The sequence below is a fragment of the Goekera deserti genome (assembly GCF_010685995.1).
Taxonomy (GTDB): Bacteria; Actinomycetota; Actinomycetes; order Mycobacteriales; family Geodermatophilaceae; genus Goekera; species Goekera deserti.
In genome coordinates, this window is the sequence record NZ_JAAGWK010000038.1 from 32508 (window position 1) to 58159 (window position 25652).

The following is a 25652-nucleotide window of genomic DNA, read 5'->3' on the forward strand; positions in this document are numbered from 1 at the left end:
CGTCACATGGGCCACTTCGGCCACTCGCTGCACTCAATCAACCACGATCTGCTGATCGTCTCCCTACGTGTCGCGCGTGTCCGGGAGAAAGCGGAGCGACCTCCTCAGCGGTGTCGACACGGCGACCGGACGGGCGCGTCACCGGCTCCCGGTCACCTCGCTCAGCGACCGGGGACCTCGTCGGTGACCTGGTCCCGACGGCGCCGGCGCACCGCCAGCAGCGTCACGCCGCCGGCGGTCAGCACACCGGCGACGAGCAGTCCGAGCGCCCGTGCACCGGTGGCGACCGGCCCGGCCGCCCACCACCCGCCCGGGGACCCGGCAGGCCGCGCCGGCTCCGCGTCGGTGCCCGCGGCACCCGCCGAGGCACCCGGGGACGCACCCCCCGGCGAGGTCGACCCGGTCGGTGCGCGCGGGTCGCCGGGGACCGGGGGCAGCCCGTCGGTCGTGCCCGGGCCACCGCCGTCCACCGTCGGTGGGCCCGACCCGGCCCGGTCACCCGTCGGCGTCCTGCCGGCCGTGGACCCGCCGGTGGACCCGTCCGTGGACCCGGTCGTCGACCCGGTCGTCGACCCGGTCGGCGGCGGGGTCGGCGGCGGGGTGCCCGGAGGCCGGCCGGTCGTCCCGGTCGGGTCGCCCGGACCGGCGACGACCGGGGGCACCAGGTCCACCTGGATCGAGGCGACGCCGGTGACCGAGGCCGTGCCCACGCCGGGTGGGGCGTCCGCCCGGACGACGGCCCGGTTGCCCAGGCTCCCGCGGTCCAGGTCGGCGGCGGTGATCGTGTGCAGCCGGTCGGCCGCGCACCCCATCGCCTCTCGCGGTGCCAGGACGCCGCGCTCGCAGGTCACCTCGCCGAAGGCCGGGTCGAGGACCGCGATGCCGCTCAACGTGACGTTGCCGGTGTTGCGGGCGGTGTACCGGACCTGGACCAGGTCGCCCACCACCACGGCGAGCACGGAACCCGCCGGCGGCGTGCCCGCCGGGCCGCTCGCGGCGAGGAGCGCACCGCGGTCGCCCACCGGGACGAACACCGGGCGGGCGACCGGTGTGGGCAGCGGTCGGTCGCCGGTCGGGACACGCGCGAACGTCACCGTCAGGGTGATCTCCGGTCGGGGCGGCACCGTGCCCACCGTGGCGGTCACCGGGGCGCTGCGCACCGGCTGCAGCGTGCCGAGGCCGAGGCCGGTCGCGGTGACTGCGGTGCCGGCCCGGCCGGCGAGGACGTCGGTCTCCAGCACCTCCTGCGTCCGGTCGGCGGTGCACGGCGTCGACTGGCCGGGCAGCAGGACGGCAAGCAGGCAGGTGGCGCCCCCGGCCTGGTCCACGTCGACGGCGACCAGGGTGGCGGTGCCCACGTTGGTGACGACGGAGGTCCAGCGCACCGTGTCGCCGAGATCGGCGCCGCGGTCGCGCCCGGTGTCGGCGACCGCGCCCGCCACCGTCACCGACAGCGCGCCGACCTGCTGGGCCGGGCGGGGCACGCTGGCCGTGTGCGGCACGCTGCTGACCCGGGCACCCGTGCGGGGCTCGGCCGCCGAGGCGACCACCGTGTGCGCCACGCGCCCGGCCGACACGTCCGCGGCGGTGACCACGTGGGCCGGACCGGTGCACGTCGTGCGGGCCAGCGGTGCCAGCACCGTGGCCTGGCAGGTCATCCGGCCGCTGACCGGGTCGGCGATGACCAGGTCGCGCAGCGTCAGCAGACCGGCGTTGGTCACCGTGACCGTCCAGTCGATCTGCTCGCCGACGTCCAGCACGCCCACACGCCCGGCGTCGGCCCAGGCGTCGGTCTGGGTGACCGACAGCAGCGGCGCGGCCGGCTGCAGGGCGACCACGGTGCCGACCGACCCGGCGAGCAGCGACGCGAGAGAGCCGCGGGGCAGGCCCGACACGGTCGCCCGGCCGATGATCGAGGACCCGGCGTCCAGGTCCGCCTGCGAGACCGTGCGGGGGGCCGCCGCCGTGCACGTCACGGCATCGCCCGGGTCGAGGTCCCCCGCCGGGCAGATCACGCTGCCGGCGAGCAGGTCGGCGACCTGCACGTCGGTGATGGTCGTGGTGCCGTCGTTGGTCACCCGGTAGGTCCAGGCCAGCTGGTCGCCGACCTGCGCGGGCCCGGCCACCGGCGCACCGGCACGCTGCAGCACCGGGGTGGCGGTGAACGCGACGGTCCGCCGGGCCGCGATCGCGCCGATCACGGCGGACACCGGTCCGGCCGTGACCGTGGGCGCACCGGCGTCCGGCGTCCCCGTGACCGAGGCGGCGGGGCTGACCACCGACCCGGCGAGCAGGTCGTCCTGGTCGACCAGCCGGAGCTGGGCGCTGGTGCACAGGGTGGACCCGCCGGGCTGCAGCACGCTCCGGGCGCAGCTGAACGGGCTGTTCACCGGGTCGCTGACCACCAGGCCGCTGACCGGGACGTTGCCCAGGTTGGTGACCCGGAACCGCCACTCGATGCTGTCGCCCGGTCGCGCGCCGTCGCTGCCGCCACCGGGCAGGACCCGGCCGGCCGGGGTCAGGCCGAGCACCGGCGCCGGCGGCACCAGCGCGGACACCGCGGTCACCACCCCGACGACCGTGCTGGTGGTGCGGGGCTCGATCCCGCTGACCGCGGCCGGCAGGGTGAGCACCGTGCCCGCCTCGGCAGCCGTGATCGTGTGCTGGGTCGACGTGCACAGCGTGGCGACGCCGGGGGCGAGCACGGCCGCCTGGCACACCAGGGCACCGCCGACCGGCGAGACGACCGTGATGCCCCGCAGCGTCACGTTCCCCGTGTTGACCACCTCCACGACCCAGGTGACGCGCTCGCCCGGCTCCACGACACCGGGTGCTCCGGTGTCGTCCCAGCGGGCGATCGTGGTGGCGACCAGCGCGGGCGCGGCGGCGACGACCGGCTGCGGGTCCGACACCACGGCCGACACCGTCGGGGTGGTCTCCCGCGGTGCCGTGCCGACGGCGGTCGCCGGCTGGGAGATCGGCCCGCCGGCGTCCACCTCGGCCTGGGTGACCCGGTGGCTGGTGCCGCCGGCGCAGGTCGTGGACTGCCCCGGCGGCAGCGTGCTCAGGACGCAGGGGGCCGGACCGGCCAGCGCGTCCTCGACCCGGACGTCGCGCAGCGTGACGTTGCCGTCGTTGCGGACGACGTACGTGATGTCGATCGAGTCGTGCACCTCTGCGCCGGCCTGGTGGGACGGCGGGTTCACGGTCGAGGTGGCGATCACCGTCAGCGACGAGCGCGGCAGCACCACGCCGACGGTCCCGGTGGCGTCGGCCGAGCGGGCGGCCGCCGCGGCGAGCACGCCGGTGCCCACGGCCGCGGCGCGGTGGGTGATCGAGCCGGCCAGCACGTCGTCCTCGGTCACCGTCTGCGGCACCGCACTCGTGCAGGTGGTCTGCGCACCGGCGTCCAGCTGGGTGACCGGGCAGGTGACCGCGCCACCGCCGGGCACGTCGAGCCCGAGGCCGACGACCCGCACGGTGCCGGAGTTCCGGACGACGTACTGCCACGTGACGATGTCCCCCGGAGCCGCGGCCGCCTGCCGCGCGGCGGGGGTCACCACGCCGGTGAGGGTCAGCTGCAACCCGGTGCTGACCGACGGGGGCACCAGGAAGCGCCCGCTGGGCGCGTTCACCGGTGCACCGTCGCGGGCAGTCGCGCCGCCGGCGGTGATCGTGGAGCCGATCTGGCCCAGGGCCACGCTGGCGGCCGTGACCAGGAACGGCGGGTCGGCACAGGTCGCCTGCTCCCCCGGCCGGAGGACGGTGCGGTCGCAGCTCATCGTCCGGTTCGGGAAGGCGACCCGCAGGTCGCGCACCGTCAGCTGCCCGGTGTTGGTGACCACCGCGCCGGCCGTGACCTGCTCGCCGACGTCGAGTGCGCCGGGCACGCCGGTGTCGGCCCACGTCGGCGTGACCACCAGGGTCAACCCGGACAGCGCAGCCGCGAGCGGGACGCCCGACGTGGCCGGCCCGAAGTCCTGGGCGTCGGTCGACCCGTACGGCACGCCGCTGACCAGTGCCCTGCCGAGCAGCACGGGTCCGGCGTCCATGTCGTCCTGGTCGACCACGTGTCCGGTCCGGCCGGTGCACGTCGTCGAGGCACCGGGGGCCAGGCTGGTCGCCAGGCAGTCCACCGGGCCGGCCACCGGGTCGGTCACCGCGAGCGCGCTCATCGTGAGGTTGCCGGCGTTGCGCAGCGTGTAGGCGTGGGAGACGGTCGCCCCGATCCCGGCGGGTGCGCTGCCCGTGGAGGAGGTCGCCGTGGCGGCGAGGGTCAGCGCCCGCACCACGGGCGCGACGGCGACGAGCCCCCGGGCGGACGGCGCCAGGGCGGGCAGGGTGCCGGCGACCGGCGTACCGGTGACGGTGCCCAGGTCGGTGACCCCGGCGCCGAGCAGGTCGTCCTCGGTCACCGTGTACGCCAGCAGGCCGGTGCACGTGGTGGACTGCCCCGGCTCGAGGGCCGGCTGGGCGCAGGGCAGCACCCGGGCGGACGGGTCCGTCACCTGGACCGCGGTGATCCGCGTGTTGCCCACGTTGGTCACCCGGTACGACCAGGTCACCGTGTCCCCGGGCAGCACGGCGTCCCGGCGGGCCGGGGTGGACACCCGCGGCTCGGCGACGATGCCCAGCCGGGGGGCGGCGGCGGACGGCGCCGTCGCGCGCGCCGCCACCCAGTCGACGGTGGTGCCGCCGCGGGGCTCGACGACGGACACGGTGGGCTGGAACGCGCGGGACCCGGCGTCCACGTCGTCCTGGGTGACCGTGTAGGTGACCCGGCAGACGGTCGCGGTGTCCGGGGCGAGCTCGGTCTGGGCGCAGCTGAGGTCGGGCTCGGTGGGGTCGCCCGGGTGCGCGGTGACCAGACCGGTCAGCGTGACGTTGCCGGAGTTGACCACGCCCACGCTGTACCGGATCCGCTCGCCGACGACGAGTGCCCGGGTGCTGTCCGGGTCGTCCCGGTCGACCGACGGCAGCAGCTGCAGCGCCGGCGACGACGCCGCGACGGGCACCGGGGCGGCTGCCGGCGGCGACGAGACCGGGACCGTCGAACCCGCGGGCAGGCCGGTGGCCACGGCGACGTCGGAGATCGGGACGCCGGCGTCGACCTGGGCCTGGGTCACCCGGTGCGAGCGCCCGGTGGTGCAGTCGGTGGACGCGCCCGGGGCGAGGGTGCTGACCGCGCAGGTCGCCGTCCCACCCCGGGTGCCGGTCACCCCGACGCCGTCGACGGTGACGTTGCCGTAGTTGCGCACCGAGTACCGGTACTCGATCAGGTCGCGCACCTCGGCGGCGTTCTGCCGGGCCGCCGGGGTGACGGTGGCGACCGGGGTCACGGCCAGCGCGGGGCGGACCGCTGCGGTGGCCAGGGTGGCGGTGGTCATCGGGGAGCGGATCCGGCCGCCGCCGACCACGTCGATGCCGGTGGCCGTGGTGGTGTGGCCGACCGTCCCGGCGAGCACGTCGGCCTGGGTGACCAGCTGCCCGGCCGGGCCGGTGCAGGTCGTGCTCTGCCCGGCGTCCAGGCTGGTGTCGGTGCACGTCGTCCCGGGGGCGTCGACGGCGACGCCGGTGACCCGGACGTTCCCGGAGTTGCGCACCACGTACTGCCAGGTGATGCCGTCGCCCAGCTCGGCCGCGGCCTGGTGCGCCGGCGGGTCGACGACGCCGGAGACGGTCAGCGCCAGCGCGGGCCGGGCCACGGCCGGGGCGCCGGCGGTCGCCGGCAGGCTGGTGACCCGGCCGGCCGACCGCACGTCGGCCGCCGACGCCGTGGCCACCGACGTGCGCTGACCGGCGGCCACGTCGGCGGCGGTGACGGTGTACCCGGAGGACACGCACGTGGTGGAGCGGTCCGCGACGGGCGCGGGCGCGGGGTCCAGCCGGGTGCGGCCGCACACGAAGGCCGGCGCTCCCGGGGCGGTGACGACCAGGTCGGGCAGCGTCGTCCCACCGGTGTCGGTGACGGTCACCGACCAGGTGATGGCCTCCCCGACGTCCAGGGCGCCGTCGGCGTCGGCGTCGGTCCAGAGCGCGCTCTGGGTCGCCACGATGCCTGACGCCACCGGCGCCACCGGCACGGCCACGGACGCCGGACCGAACGTCTGCGGGGCGCCCGCGCCGGCATCCAGGCCGGTCACCAGCGCCGTCGCCACGACGTCGCCACCGGCGTCCACCTCGCCCTGCGTCACGCTGTGCGAGCCGGTCGTCGTGCAGGTCATCGCGACGCCCGCCTCCAGCCGGGTCTGCGGGCAGCTGACCGGCAGGCCGAAGGTGGTGTCGGTGACCGAGATGCCGATCGTGGCCACGTTGCCGACGTTGGTGACCACGTAGCTGTAGGCGATGGTGTCGCCCAGCCGTGCGGCCTGCTGGTTCGCCGCCGGGGTGACGGTCGCGTTCGAGGTGATCGTCATGGACCGGGACGCGGGGGCGACGGTCACCGATGCCGAGGCGGCGTCGTCGGCCGGGTCGGGGTCCGTGCTGCCGGCCCCGAGCACGGTGGCGGTGACGCTCGACAGTCCGCTGTCCACGGCGGTGCCGGTCAGGTCCAGCACGGTCGAGGCGCCGGCAGCCAAGGTGGGCAGCCGCCACTCCCCCGTGGCGGCGTCGTAGCTGCCGGCGCCCGGGGTGCCGGCGGTGACGGTCAGGCCCGCCGGCCAGGTCTGCCGCACCAGCACGTCCACGGCGTCGGAGGGTCCGGTGTTGGTGAGCGTCACCCGGAAGGCGATCGGGTCGGTCTGCACCGGGGTGGGGGTGCTCGTGGTCTGGGTCAGCGCGAGGTCGGCGACGCGGACCACCGGGATGCTGCCGGTCACCGTGTCGTCGGTGGCGTCCGGGTCGGGGGACGCGGCACCGACCGTGCGGGTGCGGCTGAACGTGCTCCCCGCGAACGACGCCGGCAGCTGCGTGTCGAACCGCACCGGCCAGGTCGCGCCGGCAGCCAGCGTGGCCAGCGTGCACACGTAGGAGCCGCCGTCGACCGAGACGCCGGCGGCGACCTGGCCCTCGAACGTGCACGAGCCCGAGGAGGGCGTGACCACCGGCAGCGGCTGCCCGGCCGGGATGGCCTGGCGCAGCACGACGCCCTCGGCCCGGGTCGGCCCGGCGTTGCCGACCACCGCCGTCGACCGGACCGGCCCGCCGGCGACGACCCGGTCGGTGCGCCCGGTCGCCGGGTCCTCGAACGACTGGCTGACGGCGAGGTCGGCCTCCAGCACCACCTCGACGGCCGCGACCCCGGTGTTGTCGGCCGGGTCCGGGTCCTCGGTCGTGGAGATGACCGTGACGCTGGCCTGGCCCGGTCCCTCCTCCGCGTCCGGGTCGACCTGCACCGTTCCGGTGAACTGGACGACGCCGGTGGGGGGTGTGGTGCCCGCGTCGTAGGGGTCCAGGCTGGGGATGGTGCACCCGGTGGGCGTGCAGAGGGGGCTGGCCGGCAGGACGAGCGTCAGCCCCGGCGGCAGGCTGGTGCTGAACGACACGTTGCGGGCCGTCGACGGGCCGTCGTTGCGGACGGTGAGCGTGTAGGGCATGGAGCCACCGGGGCGTGCCGTGCTCGGGGCAACGACCAGGGTCGCGACGAGGTCGGCCCGAGCGTTCCCGCCGGAGGTCACCGCGGCGGTGTTGTCGGCCGGCTGGGGGTCCGGCGTCGCCGCGACGACGGCCATGGCGTTGCCGACCTCGCCACCGCCGCCCGGGCTGAGCGTCATCGTCACGGTGACCGTGGTCGACGCGCCGACGGCGAGGTCGGGCACCTGGCACTCGACGGTGTCCGCGGCGGTCACGGTGCAGGTGCCGCCCGGCACCGTCGCCCGCGGGTTCGTCGACCCGGCGGGCACCGGGTCGGACAGCACGATCGACCGGGCCACGGACGGCCCGAGGTTGCTGATCGTGGCGGTGTAGGTGACGTCCGATCCCGCGGTCGGGGGCATCGGTGCGTAGGTCAGGCCGAGCCTGAGGTCCGCCGACGCGGTCACCGTGGAGGTGACGGAGGCAGCGTTGTCGGCCGACGCCGGGTCGTAGAGGGCTCCGCCGGCCACCGCGGTGGCCGTGTACTGCACACCGGGGGTGGCGCCGGCCGGCACCGTCCCGGTGACGTCGACGGACGCGGAGGCGCCCGACGCGACGGTGCCCACGGTGCAGGTGACCGTGGTGGAGCCGGGCGGGACAGCCGCGCACGAGCCGCTGGACGGCGTGGCGGTGATCGCGGTGAGCCCGGACGGCAGCGCGACGGTCAGCGTGGTGCCCGGGGAGGCACCCGGCCCGGACGACCGCACGCCCGCGCGGTAGGTCACCGGCGCGCCGGCCACCAGCGTCGCCGTCTGCTGGGTCAGGGAGGCGGTGAGGTCCGCCGCGTCGGCCACCGGGGTGGACACGGTGTTCGTCGTCGACGTCCGGCCGCTGGAGGTGAGCGGGTCGGTGTAGGTGACCACCGCGTCGTCGGTGATCGTGCCGGCCGCGCTCGCCCGGTCGACCCGGACCTGGTACCGGACGCTGCGGACGCCGCCCGGCGGGAGCGACCCACCGGCGGTCGACCCGGCCCCGGAGCCCAGCCGGACCCGTACCACCCGGTTCGCCGCGTCGTACTCGCCGGTGTCGTCGCCGGCCGGGTCGGAGGCGACCGTGGTCGTCGTCCCGTTCACCGACCTGATCGAGCCGGGCACGTAGGTCACCCCCGCCGGCAGGACGTCGGCGACGACCGTGTCGGTGCCTGCGCTGCCGCCCGCGTTGGTCGCGGTGACCGTGTAGGTCAGCAGGTCGCCCACGTTCACCGCACCGCTCGGCGTCACCTGCGCGGTGGCCACCACGCAGGGCACGGACCCGAAGGAGACGGCGTCCACCAGGTTGCCGAGGGCCTGGGCGGTCGCCGTGGACAGCCCGGTCAGGCCCAGCCGGGTCGTCGTCTGCCCGGGCGGGACCGTGTAGAGCCCGGAGTACCTGGTCCAGGTCGTCGAGTCGGTCAACGTCGCCTGCCGCGCCAGGGTGCCGGTCGGGGCACCGATGTCCACGGCCATCGTGTCCGTGCCGAACCGGCCGCGGTGCGCCAGCTCCCAGCGCAGCAGCTGCCCCGGCGTCGTGGCGATGTCCTGGTAGGCGGTGGTGCCCTGGGCGGCGTTGAGCTTGAGGTACTGCTCGCCGGAGTAGCGGTTGTAGTCGTAGTTGTGCAGCTCCAGGTAGCGCTGGAACACGGCGGTCGTCCGCCACCCCGGCACGTTGCCGTTGGCGTACTGCTGCTCGCCGTTCCGGACGGTCATGACCGGCTGCTCGAAGTCGCCGTTGACCAGCGTGGTGGCGGCGCACGAGGTGGGGCTCTGCACGGCCCGGGCCGGTTCCGCCCACAGCGTGAGCGCCCCGGCCGTCAGGACCGTGAGGGCAGCGGCGAGCAGCAGGCCGACGATCCGCAGCGCGCGGCTCCGGGGTCCTGTGCCCATCGCGTCCACCTCCAGTCCCGGAGCCCCGTGACCAGGGCCGGCGGGACGACTCTGGGACCACTGGTGCGCGGGTTGCGGGACGTGGACGTGTGCCGGCTGCGATTCGTCGAGCGACCGCATCCCGGCTGTCGACACGGAGACGCGGACCGGGTCACCCGCCGGCCGGTGGCCGCCCTACGTTGTGGTCATGAGTGCACCGGCACCGCCCCGACGGGTCCGCATCGGCATCGACACCGGCGGCACCTTCACCGACGTCGTCGCGGTGGACGAGGAGACGGGTGCGACGACGACCACCAAGACGCCGTCCACCCCGGCCGACCCGGCCGACGGCTTCCTGGCCGGTGTGACGAAGGTGCTCGCGCTGCTGGACCTGCCCGGCTCTGCCGTCACCGCGGTGAGCCACGGGACGACGGTGGCCACCAACCAGCTGCTGCAGGGCGAGCTGGACCGGATCGGCTTCATCACCACCGAGGGCTACGAGTCGGTGCTGGAGATCGCCCGCCAGTCGGTGCCGGACGGCTACGGCAACAGCTACTTCTGGGTCAAGCCGCCGCGGATCGTGCCCGCGGACCTGGTGCGCGCGGTCGGTGGCCGGCTGGACCACCGGGGTGCCGAGGTCCGGCCGTTCTCCCACGAGGACGCGGTGGCCGCCGCGCACTTCTTCCGGGACGCCGGGGTCACCACCATCGGCGTCTGCCTGCTGCACTCCTACGCCGACGACGGCCACGAGCAGGCGATGCTCGAGGTGCTGCGCGCCGAGCACCCGGACGCCGTGGTGAGCATCTCGAGTCAGGTGCTGCGCGAGTACCGGGAGTACGAGCGGTCGGTCACCACCCTGGTGGACGCCGCGGTGAAGCCGAAGGTCGGCGCGTACGTCACCAGCATCCGCCGCCGGCTGGACTCCCTGGCCCCCGGCGTGCCGTTCTACGTGATGAAGAGCAACGGCGGGGTGCTGTCGGCCGAGGAGGTCGTGCACCAGCCGATCACCACGATGCTGTCCGGCCCGGCCGCCGGCGCACTGGGAGCGGCGCTGATCGCCTCGGCCGCGGGCTTCGACCGGATCCTGACCTGCGACGGCGGCGGGACGTCGACCGACGTCACCGTGGTCGTCGACGGCGAGCCCTCGCTCACCACCGAGGGCACCGTGGGCTCCTACCCCTCGAAGATCCCGATGATCGACGTCGTCACCGTGGGCGCGGGCGGCGGTTCGGTCGCCTGGCTGTCGCCCGAGGGCACGCTGAAGGTCGGCCCGCGCTCGGCCGGCGCCGACCCCGGCCCGATCTGCTACGGCACCGGCGGCACCGAACCCACGGTCACCGACGCGCACGTCGTCCTGGGCCGGATCCCGCCGCACCTGCTCGGCGGGGAGATCCCGCTGTCGGTCCCGCTGGCCACCGCCGGGCTGGAGGCGCTCGGCGCGCAGCTCGGCCTGTCACTGGAGCGGGCGGCCACCGGCATCCTGGAGATCTCCGCCTGGAACCAGGCCAACGCGCTGCGCCAGGTGACGGTGGCCCGGGGGCTGGACGTCCGCGACTTCACCCTGACCACCTTCGGGGGCTCCGGATCGCTGCTGGCCTGCCGGCTGATGGACGTCCTGGGCCTGCCCCGCACCCTCGTGCCGCCGAACCCGGGCAACGTCAGCGCCTTCGGGCTGCTCACCGTGGACGTGCGCAACGACTACGTGCAGACCGTCGTCGCCCGGCACGCCGACCTGGACCTCGCGCTGCTCACGACGGTCGTCGGCGACCTGGAGGGGCAGGCCCGCCGCGCCCTGGACGGCGAGGGGTTCGCACCGGGCGAGCAGCGCATGCAGCGCACCGCCGACCTCCGCTACGTGGGCCAGGCATTCGAGGTACGCGTCCCGGTGGCGGCCGGCGACCTGGACCGGGCGGCGGTCGAGGACGTCGCCACCGCCTTCCACGCCGCCCACCGCCAGCTCTACGGCTACGACTTCGCCACCGACCCGCGCCAGGCCGTGGAATGGGTGAACCTGCGGGTCAGCGGCATCGGCCCGATCCGCCGTCCGGACCTGGTGCAGCTCGAGCCCGGCGACGGCGACGTGTCGCGGGCCCGCACCGGCAGCCGGCCGGTGTTCTTCGACGCCTGGGCGGACACGCCGGTGTACTGGCGCCCGCACCTGGCCCCCGGCGACGTGGTCACCGGTCCGGCCGTGATCGAGGAGTTCGGCTCCACGGTGCCGGTGCACCCCGGCTTCGCCGCCGCCGTCGACGGCTTCGGCAACCTGCTGCTCACCCGCACCGAGACCCGGCCCGAGGAGTCCGCATGACCCCCTCCCGCACACGCATCCCCACCCGCACCCGCACCCGCCAAGATGGCCATCTTGGCGGGCTGTTCGTGTCGGTTCTGGTGCTGCCCGTACCGGTCCTGGTGCGGGCGGGGGTGCCGGCATGAACGCGGACCCGGTGCTGGTGGAGATCGTGGCGGGCACGCTGGCGGCGATCGAGAAGGAGGTGGAGACGTCGATCGGGCGCACCTCGCGCTCGCCGATGATCCGGGACGCGCACGACTTCCGGGCCGGCATCCACGACCGGCACCTGCGCAAGCTCACCGGCCGCTCGTACTCCGCGCTGGTGCAGCCCGTGGTGCGCGACCACCCGATCGACACCATGAACGTCGGCGACGTGTTCTTCCACAACGACGTCTACCTGTCCGAGGGCGGCATCGGGCACCTGCCCGACCTGTGCGTGACGGTCCCGGTGTTCGCGGACGGCCAGGTGGTCGCCTTCGTCCAGGCGTTCGGCCACCACGACGACATCGGCGGCGCCGTCCCCGGCTCGATGCCCAGCGGGGCGACGTCGATGTTCCAGGAGGGGCTGATGGTCCCGCCGATCAAGCTGTGGGACCGCGGCGTGCCCAACCAGGCCGCGCTGACGATCATGACCCGCAACTCGCGGATGCCCGACTCGCTGGCCGCGGACCTGGACGCCGAGTGCTCGGCATGCCTGGCCGGCGCGCGGCGGCTCGGTGAGCTGTTCGAGCGGTACGGGGTGGCGGCCGTGGAGGCGTGCTTCGACGCGATCCTGGCCAACTCCACCGAGGTGTACCGGCGGGAGATCCTGTCGCAGATCCCGGACGGCAGCTACGTGTGGGAGGACTACGCCGAGCACGACGGCGTCGACCCGCCGATGCTGCACCGGCAGCGGATCACGCTGACCATGGACTCGGCCGCCGACGTGCCGCTGACCATCGACTTCACCGGCACCGGCCCGCAGGCCAAGGGCCCGATCAACCACTGCGGCGACTACTCCGACGGCAACTTCCTGAAGAAGTGGCTGGCCCCGGTGCTGCGCAACCTGGCCGAGACGCCGGAGCGGATGGCCGAGCTGGACGTCAACGAGGGCGTCGTCCCCCTGATCCGGATGGTGTTCCCGGAGAAGGGCACGCTGCTCACCCCGGTGTTCCCCGCCCCCACCAACGCCCGCACGTTCGTGATCCTGCGGCTGCTGGGCGTGCTGGCCGGGGTGCTGGCCAAGGCCACCGGCGGGCGCATGCCGGCCGACCAGGAGACGATCCGCTACACCGGCGTCTACGGCACCGACTCCGACGGCGAGCCCTACCTGATGCGCGAGGTGCTGGGCGGCGGCTCGGGCGGGCGGTACTACGCCGATGGGGAGGACACCATCCACGTCGTCCCGGACTCGCGGAACCTGCCCACCGAGTTCACCGAGGGCCGCTTCCCGCTGCGGATCGAGCGGCTGGGGCTGGCGCTGGACTCCGGTGGGCCGGGCCGGTACCGCGGGGGCTGCGGCTACGAGAAGCACATCCGGGTGCTGCGCGACGCGCACTTCATGTCCATCGCCGACCGCTCGATCCTGGCCTGCTGGGGCGTGAACGGCGGCCGAGCCGGGCGGCCGTTCCAGATCACGGTGGACCCCGGTGGCGCGGGAGAGCACGAGGTCGACGCCCTGGCCGACGCCGAGCCGCTGCGCGCCGGCACCGTGGTGCGGGTGCGCACCACCGGCGGCGGGGGCTGGGGCGACCCGCTGGAGCGCCCGGTGGAGGAGGTGCTCCAGGACGTCGCCTGGCGCAAGGTCAGCGTGGCCGGCGCCCGGCGGGACTACGGCGTCGTGATCAACGACGACGGCGACGCCGACCTGGGCGCCACGGACGCGCTGCGCGAGCAGATGAGATCGGCCCGCACCGGCGACGAGCCGTTCTTCGACCGCGGCCCCGGCTACGCCCAGCTCTCCGGCGGCGCCACCCACAACCAGTTCGACCACCTCTGAGCCCGCCCCTCACCCGCCCTCTCCTCGGTGATCATGGAGCTGCGTGAGCGGCGCGCCGGCGTGTCGCTCACGCAGGTCCATGATCCCCGCCGGGTGGGCTCGGGGGAGGCGGGGCGGGGCGGGGCTGGGCGGGTCAGGCGGCGGCGCGGGTGCGGGCGATGGACAGCACGATCGGGGTGAGCGCCTCGGCGATGAGCGCGTAGCCCGAGGACGACGGGTGGAACCGGTCCGTCCCGAACAGGGTGGGTTGGGCGGAGAACCGGCTGGCCAGCTCGCCGGCGATCGGTGCCACGACGCCGCCGGCCGCCTGCACGGCCGCCGTCTGGCGCCGGTGCAGCTCGTCGCTGGCCACCCGCACCAGGGCACGGAACTGCTGGGGCACCCAGGGGATCGACGACATGTCCGGCGCGGGGACGACCAGCACGTCGGCGCCGCGCTCGCGCAGCCGGCGGACCGCGGTGCCGAGCTGGGCCGCCGCGGACGACGGCGGCACCAGGCGGGAGAGGTCGTTGGCGCCGATCACGACCAGGGCGAGGTCCGGCGACCCGGCGCGCCGCACCTGGGCGTCCAGGTCGGCCGAGACGGCCCCGGGCACGGCGTGCACCGCGAGCTCGCAGTCGATGCCGGCGTCGGCCAGCACCCGGACCAGGCGCGGGCCCAGCGCGTCGCCGGGGTGGGTGGCGCCGGTGCCGAACGCGATCGAGTCGCCCAGCACGGCGAGGGTGAGCCGGCGGTGTTCCACGTGGAGCGTCAACGGCCCGCCCGGACCGGCTGTTCCGGAGCGCCGGCCGGGCCGGGCCGGGCCGCGGCAGCGGGCGGCCCGGTGCGACCACGCCGCCCACAGCACTCCGGCTGCACGAGGTCGCGGCCACCACGGCCGGGGCCTCCGGGGGCGTCGACCGGCGGGGGCGTCACAGGACGGGAACACCGATCCCGCATGATTCTGGGCATGGACACGGGTGGACTGCCGACCCTCACCCAGGACGACCTGGTGGTGCGCACGCTCGGCGAGCGGTCGTTCCCCTCACCCCTGGACGGCGGCCTGCTGGAGCGCGGGGAGAGCCTGCACTACGTCACCGAGGACGACCGGGTGCTCGTCGACTCCAGCCTGAGCAGGGCGGTGCGCCGCGGCGTCCCGGTGGAGCAGCTGCCGTCCTTCGAGCCGGGCGGCCCGCGCCGCACGCTGTTCTTCGACCCGGCGCGCACCCGGGTGGGCATCGTGACCTGCGGGGGCCTGTGCCCGGGCCTGAACAACGTGATCCGCGGCCTGGTGGTGGAGCTGTACGAGCACTACGGCGTCCGGTACGTGCTGGGGTTCCGCAACGGCTACCACGGGCTGACCGCCGACGGCGAGGAGCCCGAGGTGCTCACCCCGACCTCGGTGCAGTGGATCAACAGCCAGGGCGGCACCGTGCTCGGCACCTCCCGTGGCAGCCAGGACCCGGCCGTGATGGTCGAGACCCTGCGGCTGCGGCGGATCGACGTGCTGTTCGTGATCGGCGGGGACGGCTCGCTGCGCGGCGCCCAGGCGATCGCCGACGAGGCGGAGGCCCGCGGTCTGCCGCTGGCGGTGGTCGGCGTGCCGAAGACGATCGACAACGACATCCCGTGGATCGACCGCAGCTTCGGTTTCCAGACCGCGTTCGGCCGGGCGGCGGAGTCGATCCGGTCGGCGCACACCGAGGCCCGCTCGACCCGTAACGGCGTCGGGCTGATCAAGCTGATGGGCCGGCACTCCGGGTTCATCGCCTGCTACGCCACCCTGGCCAGCGACGACGCCGACCTGGTGCTCATCCCGGAGGTGGCGATGCCGCTGGAGGGCGAGCGCGGGGTGCTGGCGCACATCGAGCGGGTGCTGGACACCCAGGGCCACGCCGTGGTGGTGGTGGCCGAGGGCGCCGGGCAGGACCTGTTCGCGGCGTCCACCGCTGCCGACGCCTCGGGCAACGCCAAGCTGCACGACATCGGTGCCCTGTTGCGCGACCGGGTGACCGCGCACCTGGCGGCCAGCGGGCGGGAGTTCTCGCTGCGGTACGTGGACCCGGGCTACGCCATCCGCAGCGTGCCGGCCAACGCGCACGACAGCGTGTACTGCACCCGGCTGGCCCAGGCCGCGGTGCACGCGGCCATGGCCGGGCGCACCTCGATCGTGGCCGGCCGCTGGCACGGCCGCTTCGTGCACCTGCCGATCCCGCTGGTCACCGCCAGCCGCAACCAGGTCGACTCCAAGGGCGACCTGTGGCTGTCGGTCCTCGAGGCCACCGGCCAGCCCGTCTTCGTCTGACCCACCATCTCCCGGCACTTTCTGTACAGAAAGTGCCGTGGAGCGGGGTCAGCGGTCGGTGGTGAGGCCCCGGGTGCGCAGCACGCGGCGCTCGAGCGGGGCGAAGAGCAGCAGCTCGATGGCCACGCCGACCAGCAGGATCAGGGCGATCGAGGTGATCACCAGCGACATCGAGGAGAGGTCGCGGCCGATGCTGAGCAGCTGACCCAGCCCCAGGCCGAGCGACGGCGAGTAGGTGATCAGCTCGGCGGCCATCAGCGAGCGCCAGGCGAACGCCCAGCCCTGCCGGAGGCCACCGACGTAGCCGGGCAGCGCGGCCGGCAGCAGCACGTACCGGACCCGGCCGAGGGTGGACAGGCCCAGCACACGGCCGACCCGGTCGAACAGCGGCGGCACCTGCTTGAACCCGGTGAGCAGGCCGTTGGCGATCGACGGCACGGCGCCGAGCAGCACGACGGTGTAGATGGCGGCGTCGGTGAGCTGGAACCAGATGATGGCGGCGGGCACCCAGGCCACCGACGGCAGGCTCTGCAGCCCGCTGACGATCGGCCCGACGGCGGCCCGCAGCCACCGGCTGCCCCACATGGCCAGGCCGAGCAGGGTGCCGATGACCAGCGACATCGCGAACCCGATGCCGCCGCGGCTGACGCTGACCCACACCGCCTCGACGGCGCGTCCGTCCTGCACCGTGCCCCAGAACGTCTGCCAGACGTCGGCCGGGCCGGGCAGCGCGTAGGACGGCTTGAGCTCGGCGACGTAGGCCAGCTGCCAGACGCCCACCAGCGCGGCCATGAAGACGACCGGCGGCAGCACCGAGCGGACGAACACCTGCCACGGGCCCGGGCGCGGTGGCAGCAGCTCGCCACCGCCGTCCAGGGCGTCGAGACCTGCCTCGACGGCGCGGGTGTCCCGCTCGGGGGCGAGCTGGTCAGCGGCCATGACGGCTGATCTCCCGGTGCAGCTCGGCGGTGATCTCGCTGGCGAGCGCGCCGACGGCCGGCGACTCGATGGCGCGCGGGTGCGGGATGTCGACCTGCCACTCGCGCACGATCCGGCCCGGTCGCGAGCTCATCAGCACCACGCGCTGACCCAGCCGCACCGCCTCGCGCACGTTGTGCGTGACGAAGACGACCGACAGCTGCTGCTCGGTCCAGACCCGGGTCAGCTCCTCGTGCAGCACGTCGCGGGTGATCGCGTCGAGGGCGGCGAACGGCTCGTCCATGAGCAGCACCGAGCTGTCCTGCGCCAGCGCCCGGGCCAGCGCCACGCGCTGCCGCATGCCACCGGAGAGCTCGTGCACCCGCTTGGCACCGTGGCTGCCCAGGTTGACCAGCTCCAGCAGCCGCTCGGCCTCGGTGCGCCGCGCGCCGCGCGCCACCCCCCGCGCCTTGAGGGCCAGCTCGACGTTGCCGCGGGCCGTCAGCCAGGGCAGCAGGGCCGGCTCCTGGAACATCAGCGCCGGGCGCTCGGCGCTCACCTCGACCCGGCCCGCGGTGGGCGTGGCCAGCCCGGCCACCAGGTTGAGCAGCGTGGACTTGCCGCACCCGGAGGCGCCGAGCAGGCAGACGAACTCCCCCGCCGCCACCGTCAGGTCGACGCCCTCCAGCACCGGCGGGCGGCCGCGCTCGAAGACCTGGGTGACGCCGTCGACCCGGACGGCCGCCGGCGCCGGCGGCGGGGCGACGGTGTTGCGGGTCGGTGCCTGCTCGCGGACCTGGGTCATGTCACTCCTTGCCGAGGCCGCCGGCAGTGACCGTGGGCAGCCCCTGCTCGGTGAGGACGGTGTTCAGCGGGCCGAGGTCGTAGATGCCGTCGAGGTCGACCTGCTCCTCGGCGGTGCCGGCGGTGACCGCGTGCTCCGCGGACAGCTCCAGGGCGCTGGCGACCGGGTCGTAGGTGACCGACAGCTGCTCCCAGGCCCGGTCGAGCACCGGCGCGTCCAGCGGCGAGCCACCGGCGGCCTCCAGCCCCGCGTTGACCGCGGCCTTGGCGGCAACCGGGTCGCTCCCGGCCAGCTCGACGGCGGCGACGTTGCCGCGCAGCAGCGCCGCGACCGTCTCCGGGTACTGCTGCAGGAACTCGGTGCGCACGATGAGGTGCGTCGTCACGAACAGGCCCTCGGGCCACAGGTCGCGCTCGTCGACCAGGACCTTCCCGCCGGCGTCGAGCACCAGCTGGGAGGCGAAGGGCTCGGGCACCCAGGCGCCGTCGAGGTCACCGGAGCGGAACAGGTTGACGATGTCGCTGTTCTTCGTCGGCGTGATGGTGACGTCGCCGCCGCCGTCCACGCTGTTCTCCAGGCCCTGGTCGGTGAGCCAGGTGCGCAGGGCGACGTCCTGGGTGTTGCCCAGCTGGGGGCTGGCCAGCGTCGTGCCCTCCAGGTCGGCCGGGGAGGTGATGCCCGGCTGGACGACGAGGGAGGCGCCACCGGAGGCGGCGCCGGAGATGATCCGGATCGCGTCGCCGTCGCTCTGGCCGTAGGCGTTGATCGTGGGGCTGGGCCCGATGTAGGCGGCGTCCAGGCCGCCGGCGAACAGCGCCTCGACCTCGTCCGGGCCGGCGTTGAACACCTGGGTGGTGAGGGTGGTGTCGCCCAGCTCGGCGGTGAACAGGTCCTGCTGGACGCCGATCAGGGCGGCTGCGTGCGTGACGTTGGCGAAGTAGCCGAGGCGCACCTCGTCGGCGACGCCACCGGAGGCGGCAGCGTCGGCGGCGTCGTCAGAGCCGCAGGCCGCGAGGCCGAGGGTGAGCGGCACGGTGGCGAGCACGGCGAGGGCCCGACGGCGGGACAGCCGGGGGCCGGGCAGCGAGAGGGAGGTCATGGTGCCTTCTGGTCAGGGCAGGGCACGACGACGACCGGCGGCGGGGCGCGCGCAGGTGTGCCGCGCTCCCGGGTGGTGGTGGGGGCGACGGTCAGGCCGTCGTACAGAGGCTGCTGCTCAGCCGACCCTGGTCCAGGTGGCGGCAGGCCACGAGGAGGGGCAGCGGGGGCATGGGCAGACCTTAACCTGTCCTCGTCCACCGGGTTGATGCAGATATCCCCGCCTCGATGTGGCGGTGGTCACCTCAGGGCGTGCTGGTCGCGGTCGGGCCGCGCTGTCAGCCCCGGCCGGCCGCGCGGGCGTCCCGCAGCCGGGTCAGGGTGCGCTCGACGGGGTCGTCCGGCTCGTCGGGCAGCACCTGGACCGCGCGGGCACCCAGCACGTCGGCCAGGTGCTCGGCGTAGGTGCGCGGCGGGCGACCGAGCAGGTCGGTGAGCACCCGGGGGCTGCCGGTGAAGCCGTGGTACCGGTAGTGGTCGTACATGGTGCGGGCGCACCGGGACACGTAGCCCTGCGGCACCGGCCCCTGCGGGACGACGTCGACCGCGGTGACCTCGCGCCCCAGCTGCCGGCCCATCTCGTCGGCGATCTGCTCGGCGGTCAGTGCCTGGGGGCCGACCGCCTCGAACGTGCCGCCGTCCAGGCCGTCCTCGGTGAGCAGGGCGACCGCGGCGTCGGCGACGTCGCGCAGATCGACCAGGGACTGGCCGGTGAGCAGGCCCCAGTGGCTGCGCAGCTCGCCGGTGCGCTCGACCTCGGGCAGCTGGTCGTCCAGGTTGTCGGCGTAGGCGCACGGCTGCAGCACCCGCCAGCGCACACCCGAGCCGTCCAGCGCCTCCTCCACGGCGTCCTTCGCGGCGTGGTGCGGCATGGCGCGCAGCTGCGGTCGCAGGACCGAGTGGTAGACCACGCGCGGCACCCCGGCCCGCCGGGCCTGGGCGAACAGCGCCGGCGCGCCGTCCTGCTCCTCGGCGTCGAAGTTGGGCCAGATCAGGTGGAAGGCGTCGGCGCCGTCGAGCACCGTCTCCCAACCGGCCGGCACCGACAGGTCGGTGTGCACGACCTCGGCGCCGAGCGCGGTCAGTTCCGGGCGGGGACGGCGTCCCGCGACGACCGCCCGGACGTCCTCCCCGCGGGCCCGCAGCGCGCGGACGACGGCCGTGCCGGTCTTGCCGGCAGCTGCCGTCACCACGATCACCCGAGCACCTCAACACCGGGGCAGGTGCGGGTCAAGCCGGGCCCGGGGCGTGTCGGGGACCACGACCTGGTTGGGTGCGGACATGGGCGAGATGAAGGACAGGATGCTGGCCGGCGAGTCCTACCGGGCGGACGACCCGGACCTCGCCGCGGACAGCGCGCGGGCCGCGGAGCTGACCGCGCGCTACAACGCCGAACTCGACCGGGCGGTGCGCCGGGACCTGCTGATCGAGCTGCTGGGCTCGGTCGGCGGCGGCACCACCGTCCGGTCGGAGTTCCGCTGCGACTACGGCTACCAGATCAGCATCGGCGCGTACTGCTTCGTCAACTGGGGCGGGGTCTTCCTCGACGTCGGCCGGATCACCCTCGGCGACCACGTGCAGATCGGCCCGAACGTCCAGCTGCTCACCGCCACCCACCCGCTGGAGGCCGGGCCGCGGCGGGAGGGCTGGGAGGGCTCGGCGCCGATCACCCTGGGCGACAACGTGTGGCTCGGCGGCGGGGTGATCGTGCTGCCCGGGGTGACCATCGGCGCGGACACCGTCGTCGGGGCGGGTGCGGTGGTCACCCGGGACCTGCCCCCCGGCGTCCTGGCCGTGGGCAACCCGGCCCGCGTCGTGCGCGACCTGCAGCGCTGAGCCCGGCCCGTCAGGTGGCCGGGCGGACGGCGGTCGCCAGCCGCACGGTCAGCCCGGTGACGGCGCGGTCGAGGTCGACGTGGTCGCACAGCTTGCGGGCCAGCCACAGGCCCATGCCGCCGTTCGAGAGGTCCTCGCCGTGTGCGGGCTCGTACCCGGCCAGCGGGTCGATCTGCGCACGGCCGCCGTCGGTGATCGAGCAGACCAGCCGGTCGGGCCCCGCCCACAGCCGGGCCGACACGGGGCGGCCACCGTGCCGGAAGGCGTTCGCGGCGATCTCGCTGCAGGCCAGGTGGAAGTCCTCCTCGGCGTCCTGGGTGCCGCCGCGTCCACGCAGCGCCCGGGCGAGGGCGCGGCGCAGCTGACCCAGCGAGGGGGCGTCGTCGAACGCGAGCACCGGCTCGGTGCGCTCCAGCGGCTCGTCGGGGAAGGGCAGCGAGGCGAGGTGCGCGCGCGGCTCCCGGTAGTGCCGGTTCGGCACCCGACCGTGCGCGGTGCGCAGGTGCGGGTGGGTGTGCAGCGCCGCCTCCAGGGCCTCCGGCGGGGTGGTGGCCCGCTCGTACACGCACAGCGTCGAGGTGGGGGCGTCGGCATACACCGCGTTGTGCACCGCCTCGGAGCGCTCCCGCTCCTGCCAGGCCCGCGGGTAGGGCTCGCACACGGTGAACAGCACCCGCAGCCGCCCGGACGGCAGTCCACCCGCCTCCTCCAGCAGCCGGCGCCGCATGATGATCGCGTCCGGCTTCCGCATCGCCCGGAAGTCGTCCAGCGACACCACCTCGATGCCCGGTGCCGCGGCCCGCAGGTCCACGGCCAGCGACGCCGGGACGTAGACCTGGGTCAGGTCACCGGCCGCCAGGCCCTCCCGCAGGTAGGGCACCGCCACGGCCAGCAGCTCCTCGACGGAGTCGGGGACGGCGAGGTCGTGCTCGGTCAGGGCGCGACCCCCGGCGGCGGCACCGTGCCCGGCCGGCTGCCCCGTCACGCGCCTGCCCCCGGGCGACGACGAACCTGCCGACAGTGGCCCTGCCGAGAGTGGCCCTGCCGACGGTCGACCCGGTCCCTGTCGGACACTCGCCCCCCACACGCGCCGGGGCCGGTCGGGCACCGGCCGCTGGACGGATTGTGGGCCACCACGCCGGGTCCGCGCGCACCTGCGTCCCCGTGTCCCTCGCCTGCCGCGGGGGCGCGGCGCTGAGCTGCACACTCCCGGACCGACCGGACGACGGTGCCCGGCTGGTGTGCGTGTCGCCACACCGGGCGCGCCCGTCGGCCCGGTCCGGCTCCGGACGGCGCCCGGCGTCCGGACGCGTGGCGCAGGGCGCTCACCGCAGGGGACGACGCCCGGTGTCCGGGCGCCCGGCGCGGGGTGCTCACCGGGCCGGGCGGCTGCGCCCGGCCAGCCGGTCGAGGGTGGGCCGGTCCAGCCCGGCCGCCGACTCCACCTCGGCCACGTCCAGGGCGCCGCAGTCCAGGCCGCGCAGCACCACGGTGGCCAGCGCCCGCGCCGTCGCCGGCTCGTCCAGCACGCCGCCGTCGACCCGGGAGACGTAGGCCGCCAGCCGGGCCCCGGCGGCGGGCAGTGCGTCGCGGAAGAACGCGTAGGTGGCCACGTAGCGGGTGACCAGCTGCGCCGGGTGCAGGTCCCAGCCCTGGTAGAAGCCGCGCTCCAGGGCCCGGCGCACCAGCCCGGCGTGCAGCACCCAGCCGGCGTGCACCTGGTCGCGGTCGCCCAGCGGGAGCACGTTGGTGGACCCGTCGACCGCCCGCGCCCCGGTGCCCGCGACGGCGACCTGCATGGCCTGCTTGGCGTGGTCGGCGGCCGGGTGGTCGGAGGCCTGGTGCGCCGCGGCGATGCCGACCGAGGCGCTGTAGTCGTAGGTGCCGTAGTGCAGGCCGGTGCAGCGCCCGCCGGCGGCGTGCAGCATCCGGGCCAGCGTGGTGGTGCCGTCGGCGCCGAGCACCGCCTGCGGCGTCTCGACCTGCAGCTCCAGGTCCAGCGGGGTGCCGTGCCGTTCCAGCGCGTCCAGCACGGGCAGGAACGCCGACACCTGCTCGACGGCGGTGACCTTGGGCAGCGTCACCGTCAGCCGCTCGCGGCCGCTGCCGGCCAGGCCGCCGAGGAACAGGTCGAGCGACCGCACGCCCCGGCGCCGGGTCGGCTCCTCCAGGGACTTCGCCCGGATGCCCAACCCACCCGGCGCACGCCCCGCGCGCACGTCGTCGGCCATGACCTGGGCGGCGCGCCGGACGTCGTCGTCCTCCTGGTCGGGGGAGCCTCGGTAGCCGTCCTCGGCGTCGACCCGCAGGTCCTCGACCGGCTCGGAGCCGAGCTTGGCGCGCACCCGGGGCAGCAGCTGCTCGACGAGCTCCGGGTCGAGGCCGAGGTCGGGCAGGCCGTGCTCGTCCAGCGCGGCCAGCGCGGTGGCGCCCCACACCCCGGCCAGCCCGGGGACGACGGCGTCGGCCGGGACGTAGCAGGTGTGCACCGGCTGACGGGCCGGGGACTCCCCCGGCCACGCGGCCAGCCGGGCGGCGTCCACCGGGGCCAGCCGCCGGTCCAGCTCGGCGAGCAGCTCCTCGTCGACCACCTGGTCGTGGCTCATCGGCGCACCTCGGTCTCCTGTGCCGGCGGGCGGCTGCTCGCCCGGACGGACGGCGGGCTGGCATCCTCTCAGCCGTGCCCCGGCCCGAGACCGACTCCCCGCTCGACCGCCTCAACACCGAGCCGGCCGAGCGGGCCGAGCAGGCGCTGCGGGCGTGTAACGCGGCGCCCCGGTTCGCCGCCGAACTGGTGGCCGGCCGGCCCTACCCCTCGGTGGACGCGCTGGTCGAGCAGGCCGGGCGGGTGAGCCGGTCACTGTCCTGGGCGGAGGTGTCCGAGGCTCTGGCCGGGCACCCCCGGATCGGGGCACGGGTGGAGGGCGACTCGGCAGAGGCCGTCTCCTCCCGGGCCGAGCAGGCGGCGATGGGCGACGCCGACGCACAGGTGCGTGCCGCCATCGTGGCCGGCAACCAGGCCTACGAGCAGCGCTTCGACACCGTCTTCCTCATCCGGGCCGCCGGCCGGACACCCGCCGAGATGCTCGCGGAGCTGGAGCGCCGGCTGAGCAACTCCCCCGAGGCGGAACGCGCCGAGGTGGTCGAGCAGCTGGCCCAGATCACCGCCCTGCGGGTGCGCGGGCTGGTGACGCCGTGAGCGCGGGCGGAGGTGCGGCGCGCGGTTCCGCGGCGCCGCCGCGGACGGGGACGGGGGACTCGTGAGCGTGTCGACGCACGTGCTCGACTCGGTGACCGGCCGGCCGGCCACCGGGATGGTGGTGGCGCTGTACGCCGGTGACCGGCTGCTCGCCGAGGGCAGCACCGACGCCGACGGCCGCTGCCGGCTGGCCGAGGGTCCGACCGGCGCCGGCACGCACCGGCTGGTGTTCGGCACCGGCCCCTGGACCGCCGCGGCCGGCCGGGACACCTTCTACCCGGAGGTGGTCCTGACCTTCACCGTCGCCGAGCCCGACGCCCACCACCACGTGCCGCTGCTGCTCGCCCCCTACGGCTACAGCACTTACCGCGGCAGCTGAGCCCGGGCGCCGAGGCGCCCGCGCCCCGTCGCGCGTGCTCGTGCGGCTCTCGCTCTTGCGGAGTTGTCCCCGCTCCTGCGGCAGTGCAGCACCGTAAGAGCGATGACGACACCGCAAGAGCCGCGTGCCGGACCGTGCCGGCCTCCGCCGGGGATGCTCGTCGCCGCGGTGCTCGTCGCCGCGGGAGAACACGCCGGCGGGCGGAGTGCTCGCCGGCGTCCACAGCGGGCCTCGTCGTCCACAGCTCGAGGGCCGGGACGCAGGCGGGCCCTGACGTCGGTTGGACTGCGGCGATGACGATCGACCCGCTGCCCGACGGCCTGCTGACCCGCGCCCGAGCCCTGGAGTACGGGTTCTCCGACCTCGAGCTGGCTGCGGCGGTGCGCCGGGGCGCGCTCGTCCGACTGCAGCGCGGGGCGTACCTCGCCACCGAGCCGGCGACGGCGGAACTGCGCCATCGGTCTGCGGTCCTGGCGACGGTGGCGGGACTGCGCCTGCCGGGTGCGGTGGGCCATGTGTCGGCCGCGGTGCTGCACGGGTTGCCCGTGTACGCGATCCCGCTGGAGCGCGTGCACCTCGTCCGGCGCCCCCAGGCCGCGGGCAGTGGCAGCGCTCGGGTGCACCTGCACGTGGCTCGCCTCCCGCAGGCCGAGGTCGTCGCGCTGGCCGGCATCGCCGTCACCACGGTCACCCGCACGGTGGTGGACCTGGCCCGGTCCGTGCCGTTCGAGTCGGCCGTCGTCACTGCGGACGCGGCGCTCGCCCGGGGTGCGACCACCACGGCGGAACTGGTGGCCTGCCTGGAGCGCATGGGCCCGGTCCCGGGCTCGCGCCGTGCCGCCCGGGTGCTCGCCTTCGCCGACGACCGGAGCGAGAGCGTCGGGGAGAGTCGCAGCCGCGTCCTCGTGCACCGCTTGGGCCTGCCCGTCCCGGTGCTGCAGATCCCGGTGCTGAGCCCGGCCGGGACCTTGATCGGCCGCTGCGACTTCGGCTGGCCCGACCTGTGGACGGTGGGGGAGTTCGACGGGCGGACCAAGTACGGGCGCCTGCTCCGGCCGGGGCAGTCGGCGGCGGACGCGGTCTACGAGGAGAAGCTGCGCGAGGACGCACTTCGCGACGCCGACCAGCAGGTGGTGCGGTGGACGTGGCCCGAGCTGTCCACCCCGCCGGTCATCGGCCAGCGACTGCTCCGGGCCTTCGAGCGCGGCCGCCGCCGCGCCTGACCGTCCGGGCCGCGAGGACCCACGCTGCTCTTGCGGTGCCGTTGCCGCTCTTGCGGCCTTGTAGCACCGCAGGAGCGACAGCGAGACCGCGGGAGCCGACGGCATCGCCGACGGCCTGCTGCGGCCGGGCGGGGGAAGCGGGGTGGGAGCGACGCCGGGAGCAGGCGCCGGGAGCGGGTGCGTGAAGCGCGCCGGGAGCAGGCGCCGGGAGCGGGTGCGTGAAGCGCGC

At 75.4% G+C, this 25652-nt stretch carries 16 protein-coding genes; 8 read left to right on the forward strand and 8 right to left on the reverse strand.

The annotated features are described in order from the left end of the window. Positions 1-161: 161 nt before the first annotated feature. Positions 162-9434, reverse strand: coding sequence for a DUF7507 domain-containing protein (locus G1H19_RS21855; protein WP_162393334.1), 9273 nt, complete (start codon positions 9432-9434; stop codon positions 162-164). 187 nt (positions 9435-9621) lie between these two features. On the opposite strand from G1H19_RS21855, the gene G1H19_RS21860 reads away from it, so the two are divergent. From G1H19_RS21860 to G1H19_RS21865, 3 genes are read left to right on the forward strand one after another with little or no spacing between them, the layout of a single operon-like run. Further along, a complete protein-coding gene (locus tag G1H19_RS21860; protein ID WP_152731470.1) occupies positions 9622-11721 on the forward strand; it encodes a hydantoinase/oxoprolinase family protein in 2100 nt (699 codons plus the stop codon). Next, on the forward strand, positions 11718-11846 hold the full coding sequence (locus G1H19_RS24260; protein WP_268895484.1) for a hypothetical protein: 129 nt from the start codon (positions 11718-11720) through the stop codon (positions 11844-11846). The genes G1H19_RS21860 and G1H19_RS24260 overlap by 4 nt, the downstream gene beginning before the upstream one ends. Then, the gene (locus tag G1H19_RS21865; RefSeq protein ID WP_152731471.1) at positions 11843-13681 is read left to right on the forward strand and encodes a hydantoinase B/oxoprolinase family protein; all 1839 of its coding nucleotides are present in this window, start codon (positions 11843-11845) and stop codon (positions 13679-13681) included. The genes G1H19_RS24260 and G1H19_RS21865 overlap by 4 nt, the downstream gene beginning before the upstream one ends. Before the next feature lie 133 nt (positions 13682-13814). Here the strand turns inward: G1H19_RS21865 and G1H19_RS21870 are convergent, their stop codons facing one another. After that, positions 13815-14423 carry an SGNH/GDSL hydrolase family protein gene (locus tag G1H19_RS21870; protein WP_162393335.1) on the reverse strand — a complete coding sequence of 203 codons (609 nt, stop codon included), beginning with the start codon at positions 14421-14423 and terminating at the stop codon, positions 13815-13817. Between the two features lie 207 nt (positions 14424-14630). Between G1H19_RS21870 and G1H19_RS21875 the strand changes: the two genes are divergently transcribed. Continuing rightward, entirely contained in the window at positions 14631-15965 is a 1335-nt protein-coding gene (locus tag G1H19_RS21875) for an ATP-dependent 6-phosphofructokinase (RefSeq protein ID WP_152731473.1), read from the forward strand. A gap of 48 nt (positions 15966-16013) precedes the next feature. Here G1H19_RS21875 and G1H19_RS21880 read toward each other — a convergent pair whose 3' ends face one another. The 4 genes from G1H19_RS21880 to G1H19_RS21895 all read right to left on the reverse strand — a co-directional run bounded on the left by G1H19_RS21880 (position 16014) and on the right by G1H19_RS21895 (position 19985). After that, positions 16014-16904, reverse strand: a complete 891-nt coding sequence (locus G1H19_RS21880; RefSeq protein WP_152731474.1) for an ABC transporter permease — start codon at positions 16902-16904, stop codon at positions 16014-16016. Beyond that, on the reverse strand, positions 16894-17688 hold the full coding sequence (locus G1H19_RS21885; RefSeq protein ID WP_152731475.1) for an ABC transporter ATP-binding protein: 795 nt from the start codon (positions 17686-17688) through the stop codon (positions 16894-16896). The genes G1H19_RS21880 and G1H19_RS21885 overlap by 11 nt, the downstream gene beginning before the upstream one ends. 1 nt (position 17689) lies before the next feature. Beyond that, positions 17690-18787, reverse strand: coding sequence for an ABC transporter substrate-binding protein (locus G1H19_RS21890; RefSeq protein WP_152731476.1), 1098 nt, complete (start codon positions 18785-18787; stop codon positions 17690-17692). 277 nt (positions 18788-19064) lie between these two features. Further along, positions 19065-19985: an SDR family oxidoreductase gene (locus G1H19_RS21895; RefSeq protein ID WP_162393336.1), complete on the reverse strand. Its 921-nt coding sequence runs from the start codon at positions 19983-19985 to the stop codon at positions 19065-19067. Positions 19986-20067: 82 nt separating this feature from the next. Between G1H19_RS21895 and G1H19_RS21900 the strand changes: the two genes are divergently transcribed. Further along, complete coding sequence (locus tag G1H19_RS21900; protein ID WP_152731477.1) at positions 20068-20622, forward strand: sugar O-acetyltransferase; 555 nt, start codon at positions 20068-20070, stop codon at positions 20620-20622. Between the two features lie 10 nt (positions 20623-20632). Here the strand turns inward: G1H19_RS21900 and G1H19_RS21905 are convergent, their stop codons facing one another. Both G1H19_RS21905 and G1H19_RS21910 read right to left on the reverse strand, forming a co-directional pair. Next, on the reverse strand, positions 20633-21607 hold the full coding sequence (locus tag G1H19_RS21905; protein ID WP_162393337.1) for an anti-sigma factor RsbA family regulatory protein: 975 nt from the start codon (positions 21605-21607) through the stop codon (positions 20633-20635). Positions 21608-21995: 388 nt separating this feature from the next. Beyond that, positions 21996-23228, reverse strand: a complete 1233-nt coding sequence (locus tag G1H19_RS21910; RefSeq protein WP_152731479.1) for a DUF6986 family protein — start codon at positions 23226-23228, stop codon at positions 21996-21998. A 74-nt stretch (positions 23229-23302) separates the two neighbouring features. Here G1H19_RS21910 and uraD point away from each other — a divergent pair, with 74 nt between their 5' ends. The 3 genes from uraD to G1H19_RS21925 all read left to right on the forward strand — a co-directional run bounded on the left by uraD (position 23303) and on the right by G1H19_RS21925 (position 25423). Further along, entirely contained in the window at positions 23303-23821 is a 519-nt protein-coding gene (gene uraD / locus G1H19_RS21915; protein WP_162393338.1) for a 2-oxo-4-hydroxy-4-carboxy-5-ureidoimidazoline decarboxylase, read from the forward strand. 61 nt (positions 23822-23882) lie between these two features. Further along, positions 23883-24200, forward strand: coding sequence for a hydroxyisourate hydrolase (gene uraH, locus G1H19_RS21920; RefSeq protein WP_162393339.1), 318 nt, complete (start codon positions 23883-23885; stop codon positions 24198-24200). Positions 24201-24493: 293 nt separating this feature from the next. After that, a complete protein-coding gene (locus G1H19_RS21925) occupies positions 24494-25423 on the forward strand; it encodes a hypothetical protein (protein ID WP_152731481.1) in 930 nt (309 codons plus the stop codon). Positions 25424-25652: the final 229 nt, after the last annotated feature.

Excerpts from the sequence above, each read along its gene's own strand:
- G1H19_RS21855 (WP_162393334.1), bottom strand. The coding sequence starts at position 9,434 with ATGGGCACAGGACCCCGGAGCCGCGCGCTGCGGATCGTCGGCCTGCTG.
- G1H19_RS21860 (WP_152731470.1), top strand. The coding sequence starts at position 9,622 with ATGAGTGCACCGGCACCGCCCCGACGGGTCCGCATCGGCATCGACACC.
- G1H19_RS24260 (WP_268895484.1), top strand. The coding sequence starts at position 11,718 with ATGACCCCCTCCCGCACACGCATCCCCACCCGCACCCGCACCCGCCAA.
- G1H19_RS21865 (WP_152731471.1), top strand. The coding sequence starts at position 11,843 with ATGAACGCGGACCCGGTGCTGGTGGAGATCGTGGCGGGCACGCTGGCG.
- G1H19_RS21875 (WP_152731473.1), top strand. The coding sequence starts at position 14,631 with ATGGACACGGGTGGACTGCCGACCCTCACCCAGGACGACCTGGTGGTG.
- G1H19_RS21880 (WP_152731474.1), bottom strand. The coding sequence starts at position 16,904 with ATGGCCGCTGACCAGCTCGCCCCCGAGCGGGACACCCGCGCCGTCGAG.
- G1H19_RS21885 (WP_152731475.1), bottom strand. The coding sequence starts at position 17,688 with ATGACCCAGGTCCGCGAGCAGGCACCGACCCGCAACACCGTCGCCCCG.
- G1H19_RS21890 (WP_152731476.1), bottom strand. The coding sequence starts at position 18,787 with ATGACCTCCCTCTCGCTGCCCGGCCCCCGGCTGTCCCGCCGTCGGGCC.
- G1H19_RS21900 (WP_152731477.1), top strand. The coding sequence starts at position 20,068 with ATGGGCGAGATGAAGGACAGGATGCTGGCCGGCGAGTCCTACCGGGCG.
- G1H19_RS21910 (WP_152731479.1), bottom strand. The coding sequence starts at position 23,228 with ATGAGCCACGACCAGGTGGTCGACGAGGAGCTGCTCGCCGAGCTGGAC.
- G1H19_RS21925 (WP_152731481.1), top strand. The coding sequence starts at position 24,494 with ATGACGATCGACCCGCTGCCCGACGGCCTGCTGACCCGCGCCCGAGCC.